General features: G+C 49.4%; 20 protein-coding genes. 8 read left to right on the top strand and 12 right to left on the bottom strand.

The window, feature by feature from the left end; translation table 11 throughout:
- The first annotated feature begins 46 nt into the window (after positions 1–46).
- The 4 genes from QUB24_RS12645 to QUB24_RS12630 all read left to right on the top strand — a co-directional run bounded on the left by QUB24_RS12645 (position 47) and on the right by QUB24_RS12630 (position 2,599).
- A complete protein-coding gene (locus QUB24_RS12645) occupies positions 47–832 on the top strand; it encodes a MotA/TolQ/ExbB proton channel family protein (RefSeq protein WP_333153498.1) in 786 nt (261 codons plus the stop codon).
- A gap of 15 nt (positions 833–847) precedes the next feature.
- Positions 848–1,576: a biopolymer transporter ExbD gene (locus QUB24_RS12640; protein ID WP_333153497.1), complete on the top strand. Its 729-nt coding sequence runs from the start codon at positions 848–850 to the stop codon at positions 1,574–1,576.
- A 584-nt stretch (positions 1,577–2,160) separates the two neighbouring features.
- Entirely contained in the window at positions 2,161–2,358 is a 198-nt protein-coding gene (locus QUB24_RS12635) for an NblA/ycf18 family protein (RefSeq protein WP_006635253.1), read from the top strand.
- 67 nt (positions 2,359–2,425) lie between these two features.
- Positions 2,426–2,599, top strand: coding sequence for a hypothetical protein (locus tag QUB24_RS12630; protein WP_333153496.1), 174 nt, complete (start codon positions 2,426–2,428; stop codon positions 2,597–2,599).
- 192 nt (positions 2,600–2,791) lie between these two features.
- On the opposite strand, the gene QUB24_RS12625 is transcribed toward QUB24_RS12630, so the two are convergent.
- From QUB24_RS12625 to QUB24_RS12600, 6 genes are all read right to left on the bottom strand, one after another.
- Positions 2,792–3,241 carry a hypothetical protein gene (locus QUB24_RS12625; protein ID WP_333042233.1) on the bottom strand — a complete coding sequence of 150 codons (450 nt, stop codon included), beginning with the start codon at positions 3,239–3,241 and terminating at the stop codon, positions 2,792–2,794.
- 80 nt (positions 3,242–3,321) lie between these two features.
- Positions 3,322–4,524 carry an anhydro-N-acetylmuramic acid kinase gene (locus QUB24_RS12620; protein WP_333153495.1) on the bottom strand — a complete coding sequence of 401 codons (1,203 nt, stop codon included), beginning with the start codon at positions 4,522–4,524 and terminating at the stop codon, positions 3,322–3,324.
- A 91-nt stretch (positions 4,525–4,615) separates the two neighbouring features.
- Positions 4,616–5,347 (bottom strand): PP2C family serine/threonine-protein phosphatase, encoded by a 732-nt coding sequence (locus tag QUB24_RS12615; protein WP_333056054.1) that lies wholly within the window; start codon positions 5,345–5,347, stop codon positions 4,616–4,618.
- A 201-nt stretch (positions 5,348–5,548) separates the two neighbouring features.
- Positions 5,549–6,754 carry a transposase gene (locus tag QUB24_RS12610; RefSeq protein WP_333153494.1) on the bottom strand — a complete coding sequence of 402 codons (1,206 nt, stop codon included), beginning with the start codon at positions 6,752–6,754 and terminating at the stop codon, positions 5,549–5,551.
- Between the two features lie 314 nt (positions 6,755–7,068).
- Entirely contained in the window at positions 7,069–8,835 is a 1,767-nt protein-coding gene (locus QUB24_RS12605) for an AarF/ABC1/UbiB kinase family protein (RefSeq protein WP_333153493.1), read from the bottom strand.
- A gap of 111 nt (positions 8,836–8,946) precedes the next feature.
- Positions 8,947–9,279, bottom strand: a complete 333-nt coding sequence (locus QUB24_RS12600; RefSeq protein WP_190660406.1) for a DUF6825 family protein — start codon at positions 9,277–9,279, stop codon at positions 8,947–8,949.
- A 1,106-nt stretch (positions 9,280–10,385) separates the two neighbouring features.
- Between QUB24_RS12600 and QUB24_RS12595 the strand changes: the two genes are divergently transcribed.
- Positions 10,386–11,639 carry an FIST N-terminal domain-containing protein gene (locus QUB24_RS12595; protein WP_333063501.1) on the top strand — a complete coding sequence of 418 codons (1,254 nt, stop codon included), beginning with the start codon at positions 10,386–10,388 and terminating at the stop codon, positions 11,637–11,639.
- Between the two features lie 369 nt (positions 11,640–12,008).
- Here QUB24_RS12595 and QUB24_RS12590 read toward each other — a convergent pair whose 3' ends face one another.
- Positions 12,009–14,081 carry an iron uptake porin gene (locus tag QUB24_RS12590; RefSeq protein WP_333153492.1) on the bottom strand — a complete coding sequence of 691 codons (2,073 nt, stop codon included), beginning with the start codon at positions 14,079–14,081 and terminating at the stop codon, positions 12,009–12,011.
- A 755-nt stretch (positions 14,082–14,836) separates the two neighbouring features.
- Here QUB24_RS12590 and QUB24_RS12585 point away from each other — a divergent pair.
- The gene (locus tag QUB24_RS12585; RefSeq protein WP_333153491.1) at positions 14,837–15,010 is read left to right on the top strand and encodes a hypothetical protein; all 174 of its coding nucleotides are present in this window, start codon (positions 14,837–14,839) and stop codon (positions 15,008–15,010) included.
- Between the two features lie 94 nt (positions 15,011–15,104).
- Complete coding sequence (locus QUB24_RS12580; protein WP_333153489.1) at positions 15,105–16,049, top strand: hypothetical protein; 945 nt, start codon at positions 15,105–15,107, stop codon at positions 16,047–16,049.
- A gap of 58 nt (positions 16,050–16,107) precedes the next feature.
- Here the strand turns inward: QUB24_RS12580 and QUB24_RS12575 are convergent, their stop codons facing one another.
- Positions 16,108–18,198 carry a hypothetical protein gene (locus QUB24_RS12575; protein WP_333153488.1) on the bottom strand — a complete coding sequence of 697 codons (2,091 nt, stop codon included), beginning with the start codon at positions 18,196–18,198 and terminating at the stop codon, positions 16,108–16,110.
- Positions 18,199–18,250: 52 nt separating this feature from the next.
- Here QUB24_RS12575 and QUB24_RS12570 point away from each other — a divergent pair, with 52 nt between their 5' ends.
- Entirely contained in the window at positions 18,251–18,379 is a 129-nt protein-coding gene (locus QUB24_RS12570; protein ID WP_333153487.1) for a hypothetical protein, read from the top strand.
- Here QUB24_RS12570 and QUB24_RS12565 read toward each other — a convergent pair.
- The 4 genes from QUB24_RS12565 to QUB24_RS12550 form a co-directional block, all read right to left on the bottom strand.
- The gene (locus QUB24_RS12565) at positions 18,376–18,519 is read right to left on the bottom strand and encodes a type II toxin-antitoxin system RelE/ParE family toxin (protein ID WP_333153486.1); all 144 of its coding nucleotides are present in this window, start codon (positions 18,517–18,519) and stop codon (positions 18,376–18,378) included. The two genes, QUB24_RS12570 and QUB24_RS12565, sit on opposite strands and share 4 nt — an antisense overlap.
- Positions 18,500–18,661, bottom strand: a complete 162-nt coding sequence (locus tag QUB24_RS12560; RefSeq protein ID WP_333153485.1) for a hypothetical protein — start codon at positions 18,659–18,661, stop codon at positions 18,500–18,502. Before QUB24_RS12560 ends, QUB24_RS12565 begins: the two co-directional genes overlap by 20 nt.
- 6 nt (positions 18,662–18,667) lie before the next feature.
- Positions 18,668–18,949, bottom strand: coding sequence for a hypothetical protein (locus QUB24_RS12555; RefSeq protein ID WP_333153484.1), 282 nt, complete (start codon positions 18,947–18,949; stop codon positions 18,668–18,670).
- Between the two features lie 70 nt (positions 18,950–19,019).
- The gene (locus QUB24_RS12550) at positions 19,020–20,441 is read right to left on the bottom strand and encodes a CHAT domain-containing protein (protein WP_333153482.1); all 1,422 of its coding nucleotides are present in this window, start codon (positions 20,439–20,441) and stop codon (positions 19,020–19,022) included.
- Positions 20,442–20,963 lie beyond the last annotated feature (522 nt).

The following is a 20,963-nucleotide window of genomic DNA, read 5'->3' as shown; positions in this document are numbered from 1 at the left end:
TAGAACAGAAGCAAAAGTTAGCGGGTACTGCAGGAGCAAAAATATTGTGAATATTCAAGAACTGTTTCAAAAAGGCGGCCCCGCCATGTGGCCCCTGTTGCTGTTATCGATTTTATCTTTGAGTACAATTATCGAGCGCTTGTGGTTTTGGGCAAGCCTCCTGAGCAAAGAAAAGCAGATAGTTAACCGCATTCTGGAAGCGGCTCGCAGCGATTGGGGGGCGGCTAACGAGATTGCCAGACAAGCTAACCGACAGCCGATCGGGCGATTTCTTTCTGCACCCCTGCGGCTCTACAATCCCGAACCAGATTTGTTTCGACTCGCACTTGAAGCTGCAGCGGATGAAGAGTTGGCTTCGATGCGCCGCGGTGACAAAATCTTAGAAGCTACGATCGCTCTGGCGCCTTTGCTGGGCTTGCTGGGAACAGTTTTGGGCTTGATTAACTCGCTCAGTTCCATCCGTCTGGGCGACATCGGCACGGCGGCAACAACTGGCGTAACTTTGGGGATTAGCGAGGCGCTGATCACGACTGCTTCAGGGATGGTAGTAGCAATTTTTAGCTTGGCGTTTTATCGGATATTTCAAGCTTTTTTGTTCAACCAGGCAAAAATATTTCGCAAAGCTGGAAATGAACTCGAATTGCTTTACAGACAATACTGGCCTGCTGCTAATGCTAAGGGTCGAGCGCCCGGTGCCGAATACAGCAATTCTTCCTTTGGTTCCGATGGTTTGAACAGGCGTTCTCTCAATTCTCAAGAACCGGGAGAACGGAATCGGGAGCCGAAATTGAAAGGTTCCGATCCGGCTGAAGATTCACCTTCTAATAATTAGAACCAAGGAGAACTGATGAAGATTAATCTAGATACTCCTGCTGAAGAGGCTCGGATTGAACTGGTGCCTTTAATTGACGTGATATTTTGCATTCTGACGTTTTTTCTCCTGGCGGCTTTGCAACTGACTCGCCAGCAAGCCATTAATGTCGATTTGCCTAAAGCGAAGACTGGACAAACGCAGATGCGAGAGATGCTGATTGTCAGCATTGATGATTTCGGGCAAACTTATATCGACCAATTGCCTGTTAATTACCAACAGCTAGATCGAGTTTTAAAGAGTTTCCAAAGTAAAAATCCTACGGGTTTGATGGTGCTGTACGCTCCTCAAAATGCGAGATATGCCAAAGTTGTCGAGGTTTTAGACAAATTGAGAGAGGTAGGAGGCGATCGAGTTGCCCTGGCAACTCTTCCTAGTTCGGCTCCCTCCCCATTGCCCAATACCTCGCTCCCCAATTCTGGCATTCCTGCTGCACCTGCGATCGGCAATTCCGGTCAACCTCTGCCGTCTCCGGTGCCTCCGGGGCAGCAACAGTTCAACCCCAATCAGTTTCAATCGCCTCTCCCCGCTCCCGGTCAGCAGCAGTTCAATCCCAATCAGTTTCAATCTCCTCTCCCCGCTCCACAGCAGCCTAGTAACTTCGGGGCAAATCAGGGCATTCCTCCTGTTTCGCCTGCACCCGCTGCTCCCAATTTCCGACCCGGAGTCGCCACTCCACCGCAGGATGGCGGGCCGTCGAATTAGTCAGAAGGAAGAAGGGAGAAGGAAGAAGGAAGAAGGAAGAAGGGAGAACAAAGAAGGGAGAACAAAGAAATAGAAATTCTCCCCATCTCCCCATCTGCCCATCTCCCCATCTTCCGCTCTCCTCATCTTCCACTCTCCTCATCTTCCACTCTCCTCATCTCCTCATCTCCCCCTCTCCCCATCTCCCCCTCTCCTCATCTCCCCCTCTCCCCATCTCCTCATCTCCCCCTCTCCCGCTCTTCCGCTCTCCCCCTCGCGGAGATTCTCTCCGCCGGATTTGGTATAAAGGGCTTCAATTCTTTTGGTTCGTACTGAGCCTTTTTTCTCTTGACAAGTAGATAGACTTGTATATGCCTGCGGAAGGAACTTTTGCAGACATCTCGCCATCTCTATCCCTAAGTAAGTTATTTCCTAGGACAGATGGTAATTTTGTCAAATAATTGTTACCTTTTGTAATATATACTCAAGCCAGATGGAAAATCGGGCATCCCGAAACCAACGGTCGATCGCTGAAACAACTTACAAATCTGGTTAATCCAGGTGTTCAGTTTTAAGTCACCTTTACTTACAGAGGAGTCAAAGTCATGAGCCAACCAGCAGAATTGTCTTTGGAACAGCAATTTAGCCTGTGTTCATTCAAAACACAGGTAAGTGACATGAGCCGTGAACAAGCTCAGGAGTTTTTGGTCAAGCTTTACGAGCAAATGATGCTACGAGAAACCATGTACCGCCATTTTCTGAAACACCACTGGGGTTTAGAACCTAACCCAGGCGTTGAGTAACCAAGAGTCGCAGTCGGCGACCTCCGTCTCTTACTCTCTTCCCTCAGGCGGAAAGGAGTTGGGGGTGATGGGGCGTCACTCGAAGGCAGAAGGTAGAAGGCATCTGTACAGACGTGAGGAAAATTTGACAATTCCTTTGTGGATTTCACTGAATGTGGAAGTCGAGGTAAGCAGTTTGTCGATCGACACCACCGGAAAGCGCAAAGATAATTTATCGCGCCTCGACTCGAAAATTGGATAACTCTTAATAAAAAGGGTTAATTTTTTAACCACTTAAAATTTTTAACAAATTCTATATATTTGTGTTTATTTGGAGCGGATGAGGTTTGACAATAATGGCGATAGTCGGACATCTGAGCGCGATCTCCGACTAGCAAAACCTTTAGTTTTCACATCAATCCCTAGAACTGGCAACTGTGGACTCTAGAAAGAGTTATTCCGGCTGACGTTCCAGAGTCGCCTCCATTGTACTCGTCAAGTAATGACCAGACATGATGCCACTAGATTGGTAGTAGCGGTTGTCATCAACCCGGTGAAGGGTATCAAAACCCGTCCTCCGCTGGCGTTCGTCTCCCAACACCCAATAACGCTGGACGATCGACTGGGGAGCAATCCAACCTTCGCCCTCGACGCGGGCGAGTTCGCTGTGTTGGAGTACAAAAGTATACTGCCGTTCATCGCTGTTGAGGTGTCCTCGGTACTGCAAAATAATCTCTTCGCGATCGCCTCCAGGAAATACGAGCTTGGTCACCATACTGAACCAATCTGTTCGGTTCCAGCTCACTAAAGTTTTGCCTTTAACCGTAATTGGCACGCCATTGCGCTCAATCCAGCTTCCTTCGAGCGTCCATTGGCCAGATTCCATTAAAAACGTGTGAGCCACAGTGCTGTTCCTATGCTTTTCCTGCTGGCTACAATGCTGGTGCAACAACGCACAGCCGTTGTCCCTCAGACTCTATGCTATCACGCCCAACTGTGCCAACAAGAGTTAATTTCTCCTAAAAGTACCGATGTCCGGGCACCAGTAACTTGAGGCAGATTGCCGGGAATGCCCCGAACCCGCCATGCGGCTAAAACCGCGAAAGCGATCGCCTCTTTAAAATCTACATTCAAGCCTGCCTCAGAAGTAGTCAACACTTGCACTGGATGCAATTGAGATTGCAATCGGCGTTTTAAGTAGAGATTGTGGCTGCCGCCCCCGCATAGTAAAACTCGATCGGGCATAGCCGGTAAAAAAGTTTGGTAACTGTGAACGATCGAGGCAACAGTCAGTTCTGTCAGAGTAGCCAGCACGTCAGCAGGACTGAGGTTGTAACCTTGGGCCTCGACCAAACACCTGTCAAAATAGTCTACACCAAATAGCTCTCGCCCCGTTGATTTCGGCGGTGCTTGGCGGAAGAACTCTGATGCGAGCCAATCTTCGACTAAAGCTTGACAGGGAGTGCCCGATGCCGCCCAAGCTCCACCTTCGTCGATCGTCTTAGTGCCCCCTGAGAAGTGCTGTACTGCCAAATCTAACAGGGAATTCGCCGGGCCTGTATCCCAGCCCGATATGCCATCCCCAAGACTGAAAATCTCAGACTCGTCATTGTTTCCCCCTTTTCCCCTGGCCGGAAGATAGGTAACATTGCCAATTCCGCCCAGATTTTGGATGCAGAGGCTGATGTTGGGTTCCGCCAGCAGGCAGGCATCAACTATTGACACTAAGGGTGCTCCTTGACCCCCGGCAGCAATGTCTGCCGATCGAAAGTTACTCACAGTAGTAATTCCTGTCAATTCCGCAATTAGCGCGCCCCGCCCGATTTGCAAGCTGTAGCCCATTAACGCACCGGCGCTGTCTTTCTGCGCTTTCCCAGCAGGTCGGTGGTAGACGGTTTGACCGTGAGAGCCGATTAATTCTGCTTTATCATATTCTGCTTGAATTGTCAATGCCGCCGTGGCAAATTCTTGGGCGATGGCATCATCTAATTGGGCTAGTTCAGCCATTGACAAAGCTGAGCCACTGCAAACCGAGAGAATTTGCGATCGCAAATTAGCAGGATAAGGGAAAGTGTTGCCGGCCACCAATTGCACTTTCAAGTCTGTTTGGGAACCGACCACATCCACCAAAGCAGCATCAATGCCATCCACCGACGTGCCGCTGATCAAACCGATAACGCGGGTCATTCAATTTTAGATTTTAGATTTTAGATTTTAGATTGTTCACTTTTTCGATTTTTCGATTTTAGATGGTCGGGTGCGATCGGGCGATCGAATATTATTTGAGGTCGATCGTTACGATCACCACAGTAATATTATCGCGTCCACCTTTATCCTTAGCTGCTTGAATTAAAGCATTTGCAGCGCCCTCGCAGGCGCGAATCGACTTCAGAGGCGAAGCTATCAAAGGATCGGAAAGTTCTTCAGTCAAGCCATCGCTGCAGAGCAGCAAGCGATCCCCAGGCTGCACGTCCACCGGCAAAATATCTATCTCCCGCAAATCATCGCGGCCCAAACACTGGGACAAAACGTGACGCCAAGGATGACTGCGAGCCTGGTCAGGAGTTAGGGCCTTTCTTTTCACAGCCTGAGCCACCCAAGTCTGGTCTTCAGTAATCTGTTCCAAGCGAGATCCGTGCAGTCGGTACAAGCGAGAGTCCCCGATATTAGCGCACCAGGGTCTGCCCTCATCCCTAAACATGAGAACCACAGCCGTAGTTCCCATATCAGCACGCTCCGGGTGGTCGAGCTGATCCGTCAAAATTGCTTGATTGGCAATTAAAAAAGCCTTTTCCAACAACAGCGGAGAATCCTCTGGCCCTTCCCAATGTTCGAGCAAATAAGATTGAATCGCCTGAGTCGCAATCCGGCTGGCTTCTTGACCTCCGGCGTGTCCTCCCATTCCGTCGGCCACTATGAAAAATCGCCCGTCAGAGTCTATGTAGTACGAATCCTGATTTACGGAACGAACTAGCCCTGTGTCTGTCTTACCTGCGAAAGAGCGTTTCATAGATTGGGTGATTGGACTCATCGAACTTGAAAGCTTGATTTAATGGGGTGCAATTTTTTATTCCAAAACTTAAATTGCGAACGGGCTTGAAATTCAGCAGCCCGCGATCGCGAGTTTTGGAAAAATTGCACTTCCTTGACATCATATTGTAGATCGTATGATGTTGACATCCTCCCCGGCCGTACCGCAGGATTCCAAGAATCACTTCTTGGGCTTCCTCTTTCCACGACTCGGCTTACATTGAGGAGTTGCCTCACCAATGCAGAGGTCGATGTCTCCAGAGGCGTTTAACGTTCCCATGTGCCCCACGGTACGGAGTGCTAACTCAAGTATGTTAATTGCTGCATTCGAGTCTCGGTCTATTACAAAACCACAATGGTGACAGCGATGTGTTCTTTGACTCAAAGACTTCTTGATGACTTCCCCACAGTTGGAACAGTTTTGAGAAGTGTAGTGCGGTGGTACGGCAACCGTTACCACACCAAACACCTTGCCAAAATATTCTAACCATTGACGGAAAGCCGACCACGCAGCATCAGATATAGACTTTGACAGTTGCCTGTTTCTAACCATGTTACGCACCTGCAAGTCCTCATAGGCAACCAAGTCGTTAGACTGGATGACGCATCTTGCCAACTTCACGGCAAAATCTTTACGCTGCCTACTTACCTTGAGGTGCTTTCGACTCAGGCGATTTCTCGCTTTGACTCTGTTTTTCGACCCTTTGGTGGTGCGAGAAAGTTTACGACTAAGACGCTTTATCGCTTTCTCGGACTTTCTCAGATGACGGGGGTTCTCGATTGTCTGACCATCCGAATCGGTGTAGAAGTGAGTCAATCCAACATCCAGTCCAACAGTCTTACCCGTTGGCTTTCTCTTCTCTACCCGTTCTTGGTCAATGCAAAACTGAACGTAGTACCCATCAGCTCTACGAACAACACGCACTCGCTTAATCTGCTTCAACTGGTAGAAGTGAAGGTCACGAGTTCCCCACATCTTGAAGCTTCCTGCTTCAAACCCATCAGTGAAGGTGATAGTTCGTCTATCGAACGACAACTTCCAGCCCGTTGTTTTATATTCAACAGAGCCATGTGTTTGATGCTTCTTAAAGCGTGGGAAGCCTTTCTTCCCACGCTTGTTTTTTTTGCAGTTGTCATAAAACCGAGCGATAGAACTCCAAGCCCGATCGGCCGAAGCTTGTCGAGCTTGGGAATTAAGTTTGCCGGCGAACGGAAACAATGCGGCGAGAACAGCGCAATAGGCGCTCAACTCGTACTTACCCATCCCCAAGTTGTCCAACCAGTATCTAAGGCAGCTATTGCGGACAAAGCGAGCAGTACGAATGGCTTCATCGAGCCGCTCGTACTGCTGTGCAAGTCCCTCTAGTTTTGCCTCAAAAACAAGCATACTTACGCTGACATAACTAGCGTAAGTATACCACAGTTAAAGAAAGCCGTCCTAGAAGGACGGGGCTTTAAACCCATTATTTTTGGTAAATCCAGTAAATTCAGCAGCACCTGCAAAAAAAACTGGATTTATACCCAAAATCAGAGGTTTTGCTGGCGACCAATCTAGGCAGCAACCGGGTTTTTAGCCTCAAAGCGCGTAAGTGTTGTAAATTTTAGCAATCTGTGGTCAGCCAGCCAAAACTTAACATTCGATGTCAACTTTTGGCTGGCGAGAAATCTCAAACCTGAAATTTCAAATCGCAAATTGCACAATTATGACATCCTGTCTAAACGATCGATCCGCTTGAACAAACGCAGCATAGCAAACCCTGCACCCGCCGCCAGCACTGCCACAGCGACAGCCGGCCAGACTTGATTGCTGACAAACAAAATTGTCGCCGACAAAGTAAAAGCACTCATCAGCAAAGCATAATTCGTGCCCATTTGAGCACTGCTCATGCGGCGGAGCAAACGCTCTGTTTCGGCAGAACGGACGCGAATCCGCAAATCTCCCTGTTCGAGTTTATCAATAGTCTCCTCAATCCGGCGGGGCAAACCCAAAGCACTCGAACTCACCTGAGCCGCCTGACGGCCGATTTCGTTAAAAATGCTGCTACTTGTATCATGGCCATTTCCATTAGTCATAAGCTGCATGGCAAAAGGTTGTGCCACCTCCATAAAGTTGAACTCGGGATCTAAACCTCGGCCCACCCCTTCGATGGTGGAAAAAGCTCGCATTACAAAAGTAAAAGTAGCTGGGAAGCGAAAAGGTTGGTTGTAGGCAATATCGTAAAGGTCGTCGGTAATCGCGCTCACAGACTGATTTTCAAAAGGCTTGTCCATGAAGTTATCCAGCATATACTGGATGCTGCGGCGCACCGGACTCATATCACCCGTAGGCACCAAAGCTCCCAAATTGATCAGAGAATCCATAATCCGCTGTCCATCCTTGGAAGCAATGCCGTAAAGCGTCTCCATCAGTCCTTCGCGGACGTTGGACTGGATTTGTCCCATCATGCCAAAATCGTAGAAAATCAGACAACCGTCAGCACTAACAGCGATGTTGCCGGGGTGTGGGTCAGCGTGGAAAAAGCCGTCGTTGAGCAACTGTCGCAAATAAGCTTTTGCGCCCAACTGAGCGATTAATTTACGATCGATACCGGCGGCTTCCAAAGCTTCGTAGTGGCTGATTTTAATCCCCGGCAGGTATTCCAAAGTCAGCACTCGCGGAGCCGCATACCGCCAATAAACCCTCGGCACCCGCACCCAGTCACAGTTGCTAAAATTGCGGCGAAAAGTATCAGCATTGCGGCCTTCATGGAGATAGTCAATTTCCAGCCACAGAATGCGACAGCATTCCTCATAAATCCCCATCCAATCTCGGCCGCGGCCCCACTTAGGATGGTTTTGAAAGTAGCGGGCAATTCCCTTAAGAATTTGCAAATCGATCTCGAACAGTTTCCGCAGTCCAGGTCGCTGCACCTTGACGACCACTTCCGGGCCCGAATGCAGTTGAGCTTTGTGTACCTGACCCAGACTGGCAGCGGCCAGGGGCACTGGATCAAAGCTGCGGTAGAGTTCTTGAACTGTCTTGCCCAAATCTTGCTCGACAATTACCTCCAACTGCTCGTAGCTGAAAGCAGGCACTTTATCTTGCAGCTTAGAAAGTTCCTCGACAAACTCTGCGGGGAACAAATCGGCGCGGGTAGAAAATAACTGCCCCACTTTAATGAAAGTTGGCCCCAAATCCAAGAGTGTTTCTCGAACCCAGATAGCTTGAAAGCGGCGTCTGGCAACTTTCTTTTCTTCAGTCACGCCTCCCCAGTAGCTCCAATTTTTGCTGTCGAGCCAGAGGGAAGCCAGCCAGAGCAAGACAAAGGCCCAAATGTCGAAGAAGCGCCGCTTCCGGGAGTATTTTTCGCGATTCCAGCGATAAGCTTTACTTTTGTAGGATTTACTAGCAGTTTTTTGCTCATCGGCTTCGCCAGTGTGCTTGGGGGAGCGCTGGCGATTAACAGAGTCATCAAGGAGAGCAGACACTTGGGTTCCCAAATTGCTTATTTTATGTTGTTGCTTTGATTGAAAGTAGGAGCGCAGGAGCGCAAAGCAATGCGCTCACGTAGTAAATAATAGTTGTGGTCGAGTCGATCGCTAGGGCAAACTGCTGCGGTAGCGCTGCAATTCCGATCGCACCAGAGCCACTTCGGCGCGCAGCTCATCAATAGTCGCTTGCAAATCTGCAGGATGGATGTCTTGAATGGTGGTGGTGCTTGCAGTGCCAGTTCTGGTCTGCATCGCCTCATCCGAAGCTCTATTTGCCCGTTCCACAACTCGATCGGTGAACTGCCGCAGGCGTTCTCTTTGTTCTGCGTCAAATTTGCCGAGTTCAGAGAAAGCGTTGGTGGCCGCGCTTTCTAATTGCTCGTACAGTGCTTCGGCAAGTGCTCTGCCTACAAAAAAAGCATGAACTGGGGGTTTACTCATAAAAAATATTCGGTAAGTGGGAAACTCAGAGTCTTTAGACCTGAGAGGAAAACGACTCGGCGGTTTCAACCGCCTTGAATCCCCTTTCGGGGTTAGAGGGGTATGGTTGCCCCTCCAATGGAGATACAGTTGTCTCCTTCCTCCCTTGCGGGGTAATGTTCGCCTCGACCTGGTTATAAAGGCTTGTTAGACCTGCAACACTGTTTCAGTGACTTTAAAACTGTTTAATTGCAGATGACAGAGCGGAAAACTGGCGTCGCACTCTCCGGTGTCGTGACCTGAATAACGTCTCCTCCGGAGAGGGGTCTGGTCAGAACAGCTTGTAATTTCTTACAAGCTCAGTGGCTTTAGCCCTGAGTTCCTGACAAAGCTTGTTGGTATGAATGTGTAGGAGAATATGGTTGTCCCCGACCTATTTCTAGGTAATGTTAGCACACGCCTTTGTTTAGTGAGCTTGTTCGGCTAACGGCACGTCCTTAACCCAAATAAAGATGTTTAACCGTTAACGACAGAGCAAGGGACTAGCTAAGCAGCCGCTTGGTGTCATAACTCAAAAAACGTAGACTTCTAAAGTATACGGCTGGTCAACTGTGGTTTAAGTCTTAGGCTCGAAGCGAGCGTGTCTTTAGACCTGGGTCGTTGACCTTATTAAGTAAGAAAGGTTTTCTTTTGGGATGTTAGTTTGGATGGGATTTGCTGTTTCGGTCTGGCGACCCCAGCTAATAATAGCTTGAGATCCGCTGCTGTTGCAGCAGCCCAGAGAGAAACCATCCATAACTGCGATCGCAGTAGCCGTCTCTACTTCCTGCTTTACTAGCCCGTAGGCGGATTCTAGTACACAGGCATCAATGTAGGTCGAGCTGACCTTACTTTTGATGAAAACATTACACGAGGTTGGTGTGTGAAACTGTATTGAGCTTTATCTTTTAAGATTTAGCTGAATACGGCATTTAACACTAAACAGATTAATGGGACACTCATGTTAACTTATGTTAACACAAGAACGGCAATCGATGGGGAATCGATCGCCCAAGAATAGCGTCCCCCCAGTGGCCAGTTCCAGTTAGCCTAATGTATAGAGATAGTTTTATAGAGAAGTTTGCCTTATGTACACTCAAAACCAAATGCAATGGGTCAGCGCTTTATCAACCCGTCCCTCTTTGGAATCCGCCCTCAAAGAAGTTATAGAACAAGCCGATCGCGACCTAGAAGGCCCGGCTGATTTAGCCCTGATATTTATCTCGTCTGCCTTTGCCAGCGAGTATTCTCGGCTGATGCCTTTACTCCGAGAACTGCTGCCAGTGCCCGCGATCCTGGGCTGCGGCGGGGGAGGAGTCATCGGCACGAATCGGGGCGGCCTCACCGAAGAAGTCGAGGGATCTCCCGCAGTCAGCCTGAGTCTGGCGCGCTTACCGGGAGTGAATGTCAGAACTTTTCACGTCGGTGCAGAAGAACTGCCGGACTTAGATAGTCCCCCGGATACTTGGGTGGATCTCTTGGGCGTGCCGGCCCAGGAAGAACCGCAGTTCATCATCTTGGCTGACCCCTTTTCCGCAAAAATTAACGATTTGCTCCAAGGGCTAGATTATGCCTATCCGGGCGCGGCGAAGGTAGGGGGACTCGCCGGGGGGGATGGTGCGGGCAGGGGCGCGGCGCTGTTTTGCGACTATCAGCTTTACCGAGAAGGGACGGTTGGGGTAGCTTTGAGCGGCAATATAGTTTTGGAAACGATCGTAGCTCAAGGCTGCAGGCCGATCGGGCATCCTTATCGGGTGACGGAAGGAGAGCGGAATATTTTGCTGAAACTCGAAGAACAAACCGACGATACGGGCAGCGCGGGCATCGAGCGATCGCCCTTAGAGGCCCTGCGAGAGTTAGTTCAAACTTTGAGCGAAGAAGACCGAGAATTAGCTCAGCACTCGTTATTTGTAGGCTTAGTCAGCGATGAATTCAAGCTGACATTAGAGCCGGGAGATTTTTTAATCCGCAATCTATTGGGAGTAGATCCGAAAGTGGGAGCAATTGCGATCGGCGATCGAGTCCGTCCCGGACAGCGCATCCAATTTCACCTGCGGGACGCGCGCACCTCCGCAGAAGACCTAGAAATGCTGCTCGATCGGTATCAGCGGGCCGCCGAGTACAGTGGTACATCCAGCGCAGGTGCCTTAATGTTCTCTTGTCTGGGGCGCGGTGAAGGGCTTTACGGCGAATCGAACTTTGACTCCCGACTGTTTGGCCGATACCTCAAAAACATCCCCCTGAGCGGCTTTTTCTGCAACGGCGAAATCGGGCCCGTCGGCGGCAGCACATTTCTGCACGGCTACACCTCCGTATTCGGGATTTGCCGCCAGAATTCATAATTTGTGAACTGTTGACTGTTGACTGATGACTGTTGACTGTTGACTGTTGACTGTTGACTGTTGACTGTTGGCTGTTGACTGTTGACTAATGACTAATGACTGTTGACTGTTGACTAATGACTGTTGACTGTTGACTGTTGACTGTTGACTGTTGACTGTTGGCTGTTGACTGTTGACTAATGACTAATGACTGTTGACTGTTGACTAATGACTGTTGACTGTTGACTCATGACTAATGACTAATGACTCATGACTGTTGACTCATGACTGTTGACAATCTAAAATCTAAAATCTAAAATCGCCTGATGACCAATAAATAAAAGCGGCAGTCGCCTGCCGCTTTTAGCTGTAACTAGATGTCTGGAAGCCTTAGAAACTAAAGGTAGTACGGAGGAGTCCGACCCAGATATCGTCGTTTCTGTTGTTGTGTTCGGGATTCAGAATCACGTAAACGCCCGGTGTCACTGAGATAAAGTCATTGACTTGGAAGCGATAGAAACCCTCTAAGTGATAAGAGGTGTTGCGATTTCTGGCGACATCACTCTCAGTAACTTTTGGCGGTACACCGAAGACAAAACCGAGGACGTTGCCTTGTCGGGCAAAATCTCCCAGGGCCACAGTGATAGCACCATTCTGGATGGTAGCGTCATTGTTGCCGCCCCGGAGTTGTTCAGCCTTCGTATAACCGTACCAACCGCCAATCTGAAAGCGACTGCTGGGTTTGAAGTTAACTTGCACGCCAAAGTTATCTGATGCGGTGGGTGATTGATCGAAGGGCCGGTTAGCCAAGGCACTGCCGACGCCGCCCATGAGGCTAACATCGCCTGCCCGATTGTATTTCCGGGTGTAAGTCAAGCCCAAGTCAAACGGTCTGCTAAAAAAGCCGATCTGACCCAAAGCGCTGAAAGAACCGTTGAAAACGCCCCTGCCGTTTGCGGGGTTAGGAGCATCGCTGTCGCCGGCGAGATAGCCTGCGGTAGCTCGGAGGCTGCCCAAGTTGAAACTCACACTTGCGCCTGCTCCCTGCGGGCCGCGGAATACTGCCGGGTTGCGTACTCCAAATCTGGAAAGTGAACCCGAACTCGTAGAGTTACCAAAGGTAGAAGCCTGGTCTGCAATTTCATCTAGGTCAAGTCCTTTAGGACCGACAAAGACTGTAGCGCGACCGACCGGGAACCGATAGTACAGTTCGTCTAGTGTGAATTGGCTGCCATCATCGCCGTCAAAGGCCAAGCGAGCCATGTTGGTACCGGTAGCGGTGGCTCTATCGTAGCGGGCGGTGTTGACTGCTTGCAAGCGGGTTCTGAGCAAGTCTCGACCGGTGAAGCTGGTGTTGAAGTTCAAGCGCACCCGGTAGCCGAAGTTGGTAGAGGTTTTGTCGTCGTCAAGGCCGACACCATCTCCGAAGGTGTCGCTGACGGCAAAAATAGCTTCTCCTGCCAATTTGGTGGTGGTGGAGAACTGGTTGGCTTCGAGTTCTGCGGTGCGAGCTTCTAGACCGTCTACTCGTCCGCGCAGGGTAGCGAGTTCGGCTGCAAATTCTTCTTGCAGGCGTTGCAGGATGGCTAAGTCGTCTCGGGTAACCAAGTTACCTGTTGACCCAATTAGTTGGGTTATGCTGTCTAAGCAAGCGTTGACGCCGGCTGCAAATTCGTAGCGAGTCAGGGCGCGGTTGCCGCGGTAGGTGCCGTCGGGATAACCTACGATACAACTGTAGCGTTCGACTAGGGATTGCAGGGCTTGGAACGCCCAATCTGTCGGCCGCACGTCGGATAGCTGAGTGACTGATGTCACCTGGGACATGGTTCCCGACGGTTGGGCCGGCAGCGCTTGGGGAGCAACAGGGACGATGGGGCCGCCCATTCCGGCGGCTGGTGTCTGAGCAATTTCTACCTTAGTAGCTGGGGTAGTAGCTGGGGTAGTAGCTGGGGTGCTGGCGACTGCTGGCACTTCAATTTTCCCAGGGGTTTCTGTCTGGCTGATTGGCTCTGCCAAGTCTGATGCTTGGGGCGAGGATTCGGCAGTGCCTGCTGCTGCTAGGGGTTCAGTCACTGCTGGGGCGCTGGCCGGAGCGATTGGGGCTGCTAACTCGATGTCGCTCCCTGTTGTTTGCAGTGTTGTTGGCAGTGCTGCAGCGCTGGTTTGTGGTTCGATTGAGGCGAGTTTTTCAGCGTCTGCTTCGTTAACGACCGGGGTTTGGGCCACTTCGACGCTGTTGTTTAAAGCCAGCTTTTCTGGGGCAGCAGGGGCTGCTGCAACTGGTTCTGCAACTATTTCTCCAACTATTTCTGCAATTTTTGACTCAGATGACTGAGCTGTAGCTAGCTGGTTGGCTTCAGCGGTTGCGGTCACTTCTGCGGCGATCGCAGTGGCACTCATGACTGATGATAGCCCCAGAATTGCCGGGGATACTAGCAGTAAATTCCAAAAAGTTCTGTTCATTTTCCTCACACCTTCACACTCTATTCAACTCGACGAGCAGCAATTCCCAACTGCTAATTTTTGTGGTTGCTTGCCTGTTGACAATAACTGCCAAAATAGAACCTATCCATAACTGTTGATTCACTGTTGATTCACAGTAGGCGTGTCTACTTCTGCTTGAACGTAGGGGGCTGAGCCCTTATACCCCAGGCATCAATTCAGGTCAAGCCCACATTACCTTACGGTTGATTATACCATCACCTGCTAATTTCATCTCTCGATCGCCCGACTTGCTTGAGTTGCTCTGCGGGCGATCGACAACTGGTTCTACGGGTTCGACCACAATCTGCTTCTAACTGACAACTGCCGAGAGTCCTCGGTTACGCCCGACTTAACATACAGTTATAGGTAGGATTGTGGCTGCTTGTCGCATCCCTTATACAGCTTTATATCCTCTAATGTCAAGCTTTTTAACCTAACTTTAAACCTCGCGACCCGGCAGGGGCTATTTTCCCGCAATGAGTGGGGAACTGAGACCTAAAGGCTGGTAGACTTACCCGATCCAAACCAAAGTTCAGGCTTGACCAATTTTGGTTTTTTGATGCCCGCTGCTGTCGGGACTTGCCAGGACGATCGCCATTTTTGAGACTAACCGTCGGCGGGTTTAATTTCCCGCTATTTTAACACAACTTTTTTGTTGTTTGAGTGCGACTGCAACTGGTGGTGCTTGACCCGCTGTTGGCGCAGGGAAAGCTCACTTGCTTGACAGACCAACTATGCCCAAGATTCCTAGCGGTTTTAACGATGTTTTTGCCTACGGACGATCGCAGGAGTTTAGTGCTAAGCTGGCGAAAATGCAAAAGTCGAAAATAGAGCTGCTGTCAGAACAAAGAACCCAAACGCTGGGGGTGAGCAAGTTATACCATTTTCGATTTTCGATTTTCGATTAAAGAATAGGGAATAACTGAGGACATACAAGTTGGAAACACGGGCATACACTTGCATTATTTCGGGTAACTGGTATTAGTAAAACAGTGAGGGTTTATGGAAGATTTTGGTATTATTATTGCCTGCTGCGACCAAGATTATCTGTTTGCTAAGGGTTGCTGTGCTAGCATCCGCTATTTCCTGGGAGATGTGCCGATTTGTCTGTTGATTGACGGTACGTTTTCTGTGAGTGCTTTGGAAAAATCCTATGGGGTGCGAGTTATAAATCGCACAACTGTTTCTGAAGAGGTTCTCAGGAAAAGAAGTTTTGGTTGGGGCAAAACTAAAATGATTGCTTTCTGGGAAAGTCCTTGGTCAAATTTTATGGTTTTGGATGCCGATACGATCGTCTGGGGCGATGTTCTCAAGTTGGCTAATTTTCAAGACTTTGATTTTATTGTAGACAAGCCTTGTTACGATTACCCGGATGCTGATGTTTCGGAATTTTTCTTTGATATTCCGGGTGTTGAGAAGCATTTCCCGAATTTTCGGTGGTCGGAATCGCGATCGAACTATTTCTGCACGGGTACTTTCTTTGCTAAGCGCGGCGTTTTTAGCTTGGAAGAATACGTGGAAATTTTAGATTTTACAGCGGCAAATCCGAAGATATTTAAGTACGGAGAAATGGGTTTTTTGAACTTTATGATTTTCCGGGCGGCGCAAGAAAATCGGCTGCGGGTGCAGAATGTGGATATGCAGTTGTTGGTGCCGGATTTTGACCAGGATTTGCTGAGAAAGCGGTTTCCGGTTGAGTCAAGCGGGCCTGCGGGCGATCGCACTCAGGCGACTGTGATTCACTGGTGCGGGCCGAAGCCAACTTTATCTAATGGGAAAGTTTACTCGGAACCGATGACTTTTTGCCGCCGCAAGTGTCAGGAGGATGTTTGGAACCGCACGGGTTTGGCGGCCCAGATGTCGCTGCAAGTGGAGGATTTACAGCGATCGATCTACGTGTATAAGAATAAGTTTAAGAAGAAGTTTCGGCAGTTGGCCCGGAAGTAAGTAGGATTTTTTAACCGCAGATGTCAGCGGATGAACGGGGATGCAGGCGGATTTGGGCTTACCCTTCGAGGGGTAAAGTTGGCCCGGCTGGAGGTAAAACTTGGCGGTGAACGCTTATTTTGTGGCTTTCCCGCTGAGTTTGCATTTCGACGGCGATCGCCTCAAATTCGACTTCCATGCAGCCGTAGGGAATCTCTAACTCGACACTTGCTCGAACATTTCCAAACCCGTTAGCTTTAAATTCGGTAATCCAGCGCGGCCCGTCGAGAATCAGGTAGGTTTGCCGATCGTACACCCAAACTTTTACATAAATCCGGGGCATTAATTCCGGGAGTTGCACTTGCACTTTTACAGCCTGGCCCGCGATGATTTCGGCGCGCGGCAATTCCAAAATTGGCATCGGTACTAACTCGTCTTCTGGCAAAACGTAGGGAGTCGGGGGAGTTACTTCTGCTGCGACAGTTGCGGTTTTTTGAGCAACTTGTTTCGGCTGCGGGGGCTCGTCAAAAACCACAAATTCTCTGGCTTCCGGGCTAGTAGATTTGGGATCGGAATTTGTTTCGCTGGTTTCGGGCTGCTGCTGGGTTGGGCTGGTTTCTTCTTCCACAACGGCAATTTCGTCGCTGCTATTTGGGGCGGCTGTTGGATTTGGTGACAGGGTGGTTGCTTTCAGCCAGTCGGGGGATTCGCCGTTGCTGGCTAGGGAACTCAGTCGCGACCAAAATCGACTTTCGACGTTTAAGGTTTGAAATGCCTGTTTGGTGGGTGCTGGCGGGGTTTCTGGGGCTGTTGTTTTTAATTCAGGGCTGTTTTCGGGTTTTTGGTCGATCGCTCCGATTTCGGCTGTTTGAGTGGGATTGGGGATGTCTGAGGGTTTGGTTTGTGGGTCGATCGACTCTGGGGCAGTTCGAGGCGAATCGGAGATTTCCGAAAGCAATTGCGATCGGCTGCTGTCGGGCAGTTTGTTACCGAATGCGGGCAATTCTAGACCGCCTGCACTTGGGGTGTGACGCGAAGCCAGTAGAGGGGGTAGGGCTTCCTTGCTTGGGACTTCGGCGGGGGAGGGAGGGTCTAAGGATTTTTCTACTAGCTTGAGGAAGGATATATTTTTGGCGCTTCCAGACGGTTTTGAGGCTGTTGGGGAGGGTTCGGCTTGATGCTTTTCTTCGATGAAATTGTCTTTAATTTCCTCTAGAAGGTGCTCTAAACGGGCTGTAATTGTGAATAGTTTGGTGGCTAAGGTGACGCCGCCGCTGCTGAGAATTGCTTCTCCTAAAATGAGGCGGCTTTTGCACTCGGTTGGGATGTAGGTGACGCAAGCAAAGATGCAGGGGGGAACTTGTTCTGGCATCGGCTGCTGGATTTCTGCGAGAATTTTTGAGGTTTGGGGGTCACGCAGGTAAATTTGCAGTTGTGCTGAACCGATGAGTTGTTTGAGTTCGAGTGCTTCGGATTCGGGGATCAGAGTTGCTGTTTTTCTGCTTTGTTGGGGGTGTTGGGGAATGTCGATTTTGCCGGAAATGATTAAGGGGCGACCGAGTTGGGTGACGAAGGTTTCTCGATCGAGGACGAGTTCGAGTTGGACGCCCGGTTTTGGTTCGGGGGTTTGGGGAATAGGAAATTGGTAGATTTTGGTCTGCTGGGGTGCTGAATCGGCTGCAGGGATTTGGGTTAATGCGGGCCGATCGACCGGGGAAGCGATTTGTGGGGCTGGGCGATCGATCGGGGAAGCTATTTGTGGGGCTGCGGGGGAAATTGCGGGTTCGATTTGGTCGATCGGCGGTAGGGGTTCGGAGGTTTCCGATTCTGCGGGCAATACTTCCAACTGAACGCCGTACTGCCAAGGTTTTAGTGGTGTTGATTTGGGATCTGGCAAGCAGGAGAGTTCCCACAGTCCGGGTTTGAGCCTGGTGTAGGGAATGATCACGACTAATCCTTCGGGGTTGGTGCGGGCCGATCGGCTTTGGACTTTCCGCTGCGCCCCTTGGTCGAAGGAGGTATGGGTAACGCGAATTTCGATGTCGGTGTTGGGATGCTGAATGCGAGCAACAACGCGGTATTTTCCTTCTAGAATTTCCACGTCGGAGGTTTCTAGGGGCAACCAGGCGCGATCGCCTTCTTTCTGTAGCAAAAATTCTAATTTTTTCATCTTTTCTTTTCTCTAGAAGACCCCCGCTATGTTGCTGAAAGGTTTGCGGTAGGTGGTTTTTTTTGCAGCTACAGGCATTGAATTACTATATGTTGTACAGTTTATCACCTCGATCGGTCAAGAGTTACGTTCAGAAAGATATATAGGCGATCGAGAAGTCGGCATTTGGCTCGATCGCTAAAATTGTCCTTCTATATCCCGCGATTGATGCAGGACTCTCACAATCTCGACTCTCTCTGGGAGAATTATGTAGAAAATAATGTAAGGTTTGACGGGAAAACTTCTCAATCCTGTGAGGAGTTCAGTTCGCTGTCGCCCCATATTCGGATTGGGCAAGCATGGGAAAGCGATCTAGCAATCGCACCATTTGGAGCTCGGCGCCAAGTTCGTCCTGCTGTGCCAGATAAATCCATATATCTTCTAAATCTTTTTCCGCTTGCTGGGAAAGGCGATAGCGATTCACGGGCACTTACTCCTGTTGTAAGCGTTGTTGTCCGCGTTGTTTGATAGTAAGGAGAAGATTCGGCAGAGAATTGTCATCGTACTCTGTATATTGTCCTGTCTGAAGCTGTTCTACACCGATCGCTATTTCCTGCTTCAGAGTTTCTCGATCGGCCTTTGTAGTGTCTGAAGTTTGATTTGGAGTTAGAAGTTTATGGATGAGGATGTGGCGCTCTTCCTCGGTGAGGGCGAGGATAATTTGGGTGAGGGTATCGATGAGTTGAGTGTTGATTGTGGCGGCTTCGGTCATATGCGATCGGAGAATGGTTGCATTAGAGGAGGGATAACGTTATTTTAACTTAGCCATTTTCAATCAGAATTCACCAAGGACTGCCGATAATGCTGAAAGCTGCCCAATAATACGGATGGGATAAATCTTTGCTGTCGAGTTTGGGGATGGACGGGGGCAAGGGAGTTTCGCCCCTGGAACTTCGCAGTTGACGGTTTTCGATCGTCACTTTGCCTTCGATCGCAGCAATTTGTGCTTGCCTGAGAGCTTCAGCTTTAATGATAGGAGGGTCTTTTGGCTTGCTGATTTTTAACTGCTGGTAAAACTCTGTCATCAGGGCGAGAGTCCCCGCATCGCTGACGTACCACAAGCTGGCGAGGGCTGATTTTGCTCCCGATTGCAGCGCTAAACCGGCAAATCCGAGTTCTGCTTCTCTGTCTCCCAACGCGGTTCTACAAGCACTTAATACTAACAGTTCCAGAGGCGGATTGTTCCATTTTAAATCTCTCATTTGATCTAGTCTAAGTTGCGTGTCCCAAAATTGAATGTAGGAGTTATTTGGGGTTCCGGGGCGGAATTCGGCGTGGGTGGCGAGGTGGATGATTCCGTATTTTTGTTGCAGTCGCTGGGATTGCAAGTTTACTATGGTGAAATCTTCGTTGAGAAAGGATTGACCGGCCCACTGTCGGGCGATCGCGCCTAGTTCTAATGGAACTGCTGGCAGCGGTTCTTTGTTCGCCGTTTCTGAGAAATTTGATGCTCCCATTGCTAGGACTTGCGCGTTTCTGAGGTCGGTGTAATTGCTGTCTAGAAATTTGAACGCGGGGATGCGGGCGAGGCTATATTTTTGGATCAAAAATTGCTGTCCGTCGTGCATTGCTGCTAGGGGTACGGTTCGCAAACCTTGGCCGACGCAGAACAGCAAGGTTTCAATTTTTGCTGTTTGCAAATCTGTTTTTAGGGGTGCAACTATCCATTTGTAGAGTTGTTGGGCTGGTTCTATATAGGTGGTAGTTTTGAGTTTTACCGGGTTGGTAATTTCGCCACCTAATTCTTGGACTACTGAGAGCAGTTTCTCTTGTTTGGCTTCCGGGACGCTGCGGAGAATGGGCGGGCGATCGGGCAATATTAAGATTAATTCTAGTTGGTCGGTGCGTGGGATAGCATAAATTAAAGCGGGTTTTTTCTTGGTTTGAACTGCTAGCCTGGAGAGAGTTTTTGATATTGCTTCGGCTGTTTTCGCACGGGTTTCAAAGTCTTGTTCAAAGTATGTTTGATAGTCTTCTTCCCAGCTTTCTTCGATTCTGGTTACGGCTTCGGTGAGGTTTCCCCGATCGAGCAAATTTCTCATTTCTTGCCCGCCCGGCCCGCCCTGGTCTGTGTTTTGGGCAATTGTAGCGAGGTTCGCGGTGCTCCAGCAGAAAAATATTGCTATCACACAGTAAAAAATAGCTTTTTTAATTTTTTTCTGAGTCGTGTGTTTTTGGCGTTGCTGCTGGGATTGGTAGTGCATGATTTTGGGGCGGTTAATGGCGCCGTTGGCGGCAGCAGTTGGCAAAAGTTTGGATGTGGGTGAATTTTGACTGTGCTGGCGATCGCGGCACGATTATAGCATTCAAGACCAACCGCAAATATCTACCGTAGGGTGTGGACATCGGCACCAACAGAGTCCCCGCACCCAGAAATGCGCGATTTATGTAAAATTTTGTAAATTATGCAGGGGTTTTGCATAAACAGGACTTACGCAAAAACCCGGTTTCTTCAAGTAAGTCCTGTTTTTTCCATACCAGCCAGGTACATTTAATCGGCATTACCTATACGGGTGTCTTTGATTTTTTGTGGCACATCCGTGGTTCTCAGTTTTAATAGGGTTTTGTGTTGGTATTAAGCGAGGAATACCCTGCATCGATCGTCGATATATCGAGTTACCTTACTCGATATATTATCTGTATTTACTTATTTGAAAATATTTAGGTTTTTTCGCGCTGACTTACTTTAAAATCTCCTGATTTATTGTTTTACCTCGGATATCTTC

The sequence above is a fragment of the Microcoleus sp. B9-D4 genome (assembly GCF_036705105.1).
In the GTDB taxonomy this organism is placed as follows: domain Bacteria; phylum Cyanobacteriota; class Cyanobacteriia; order Cyanobacteriales; family Microcoleaceae; genus Microcoleus.
Note: the sequence above shows the minus strand (reverse complement) of the source record. Positions and strands in the feature narration are given on the sequence as shown.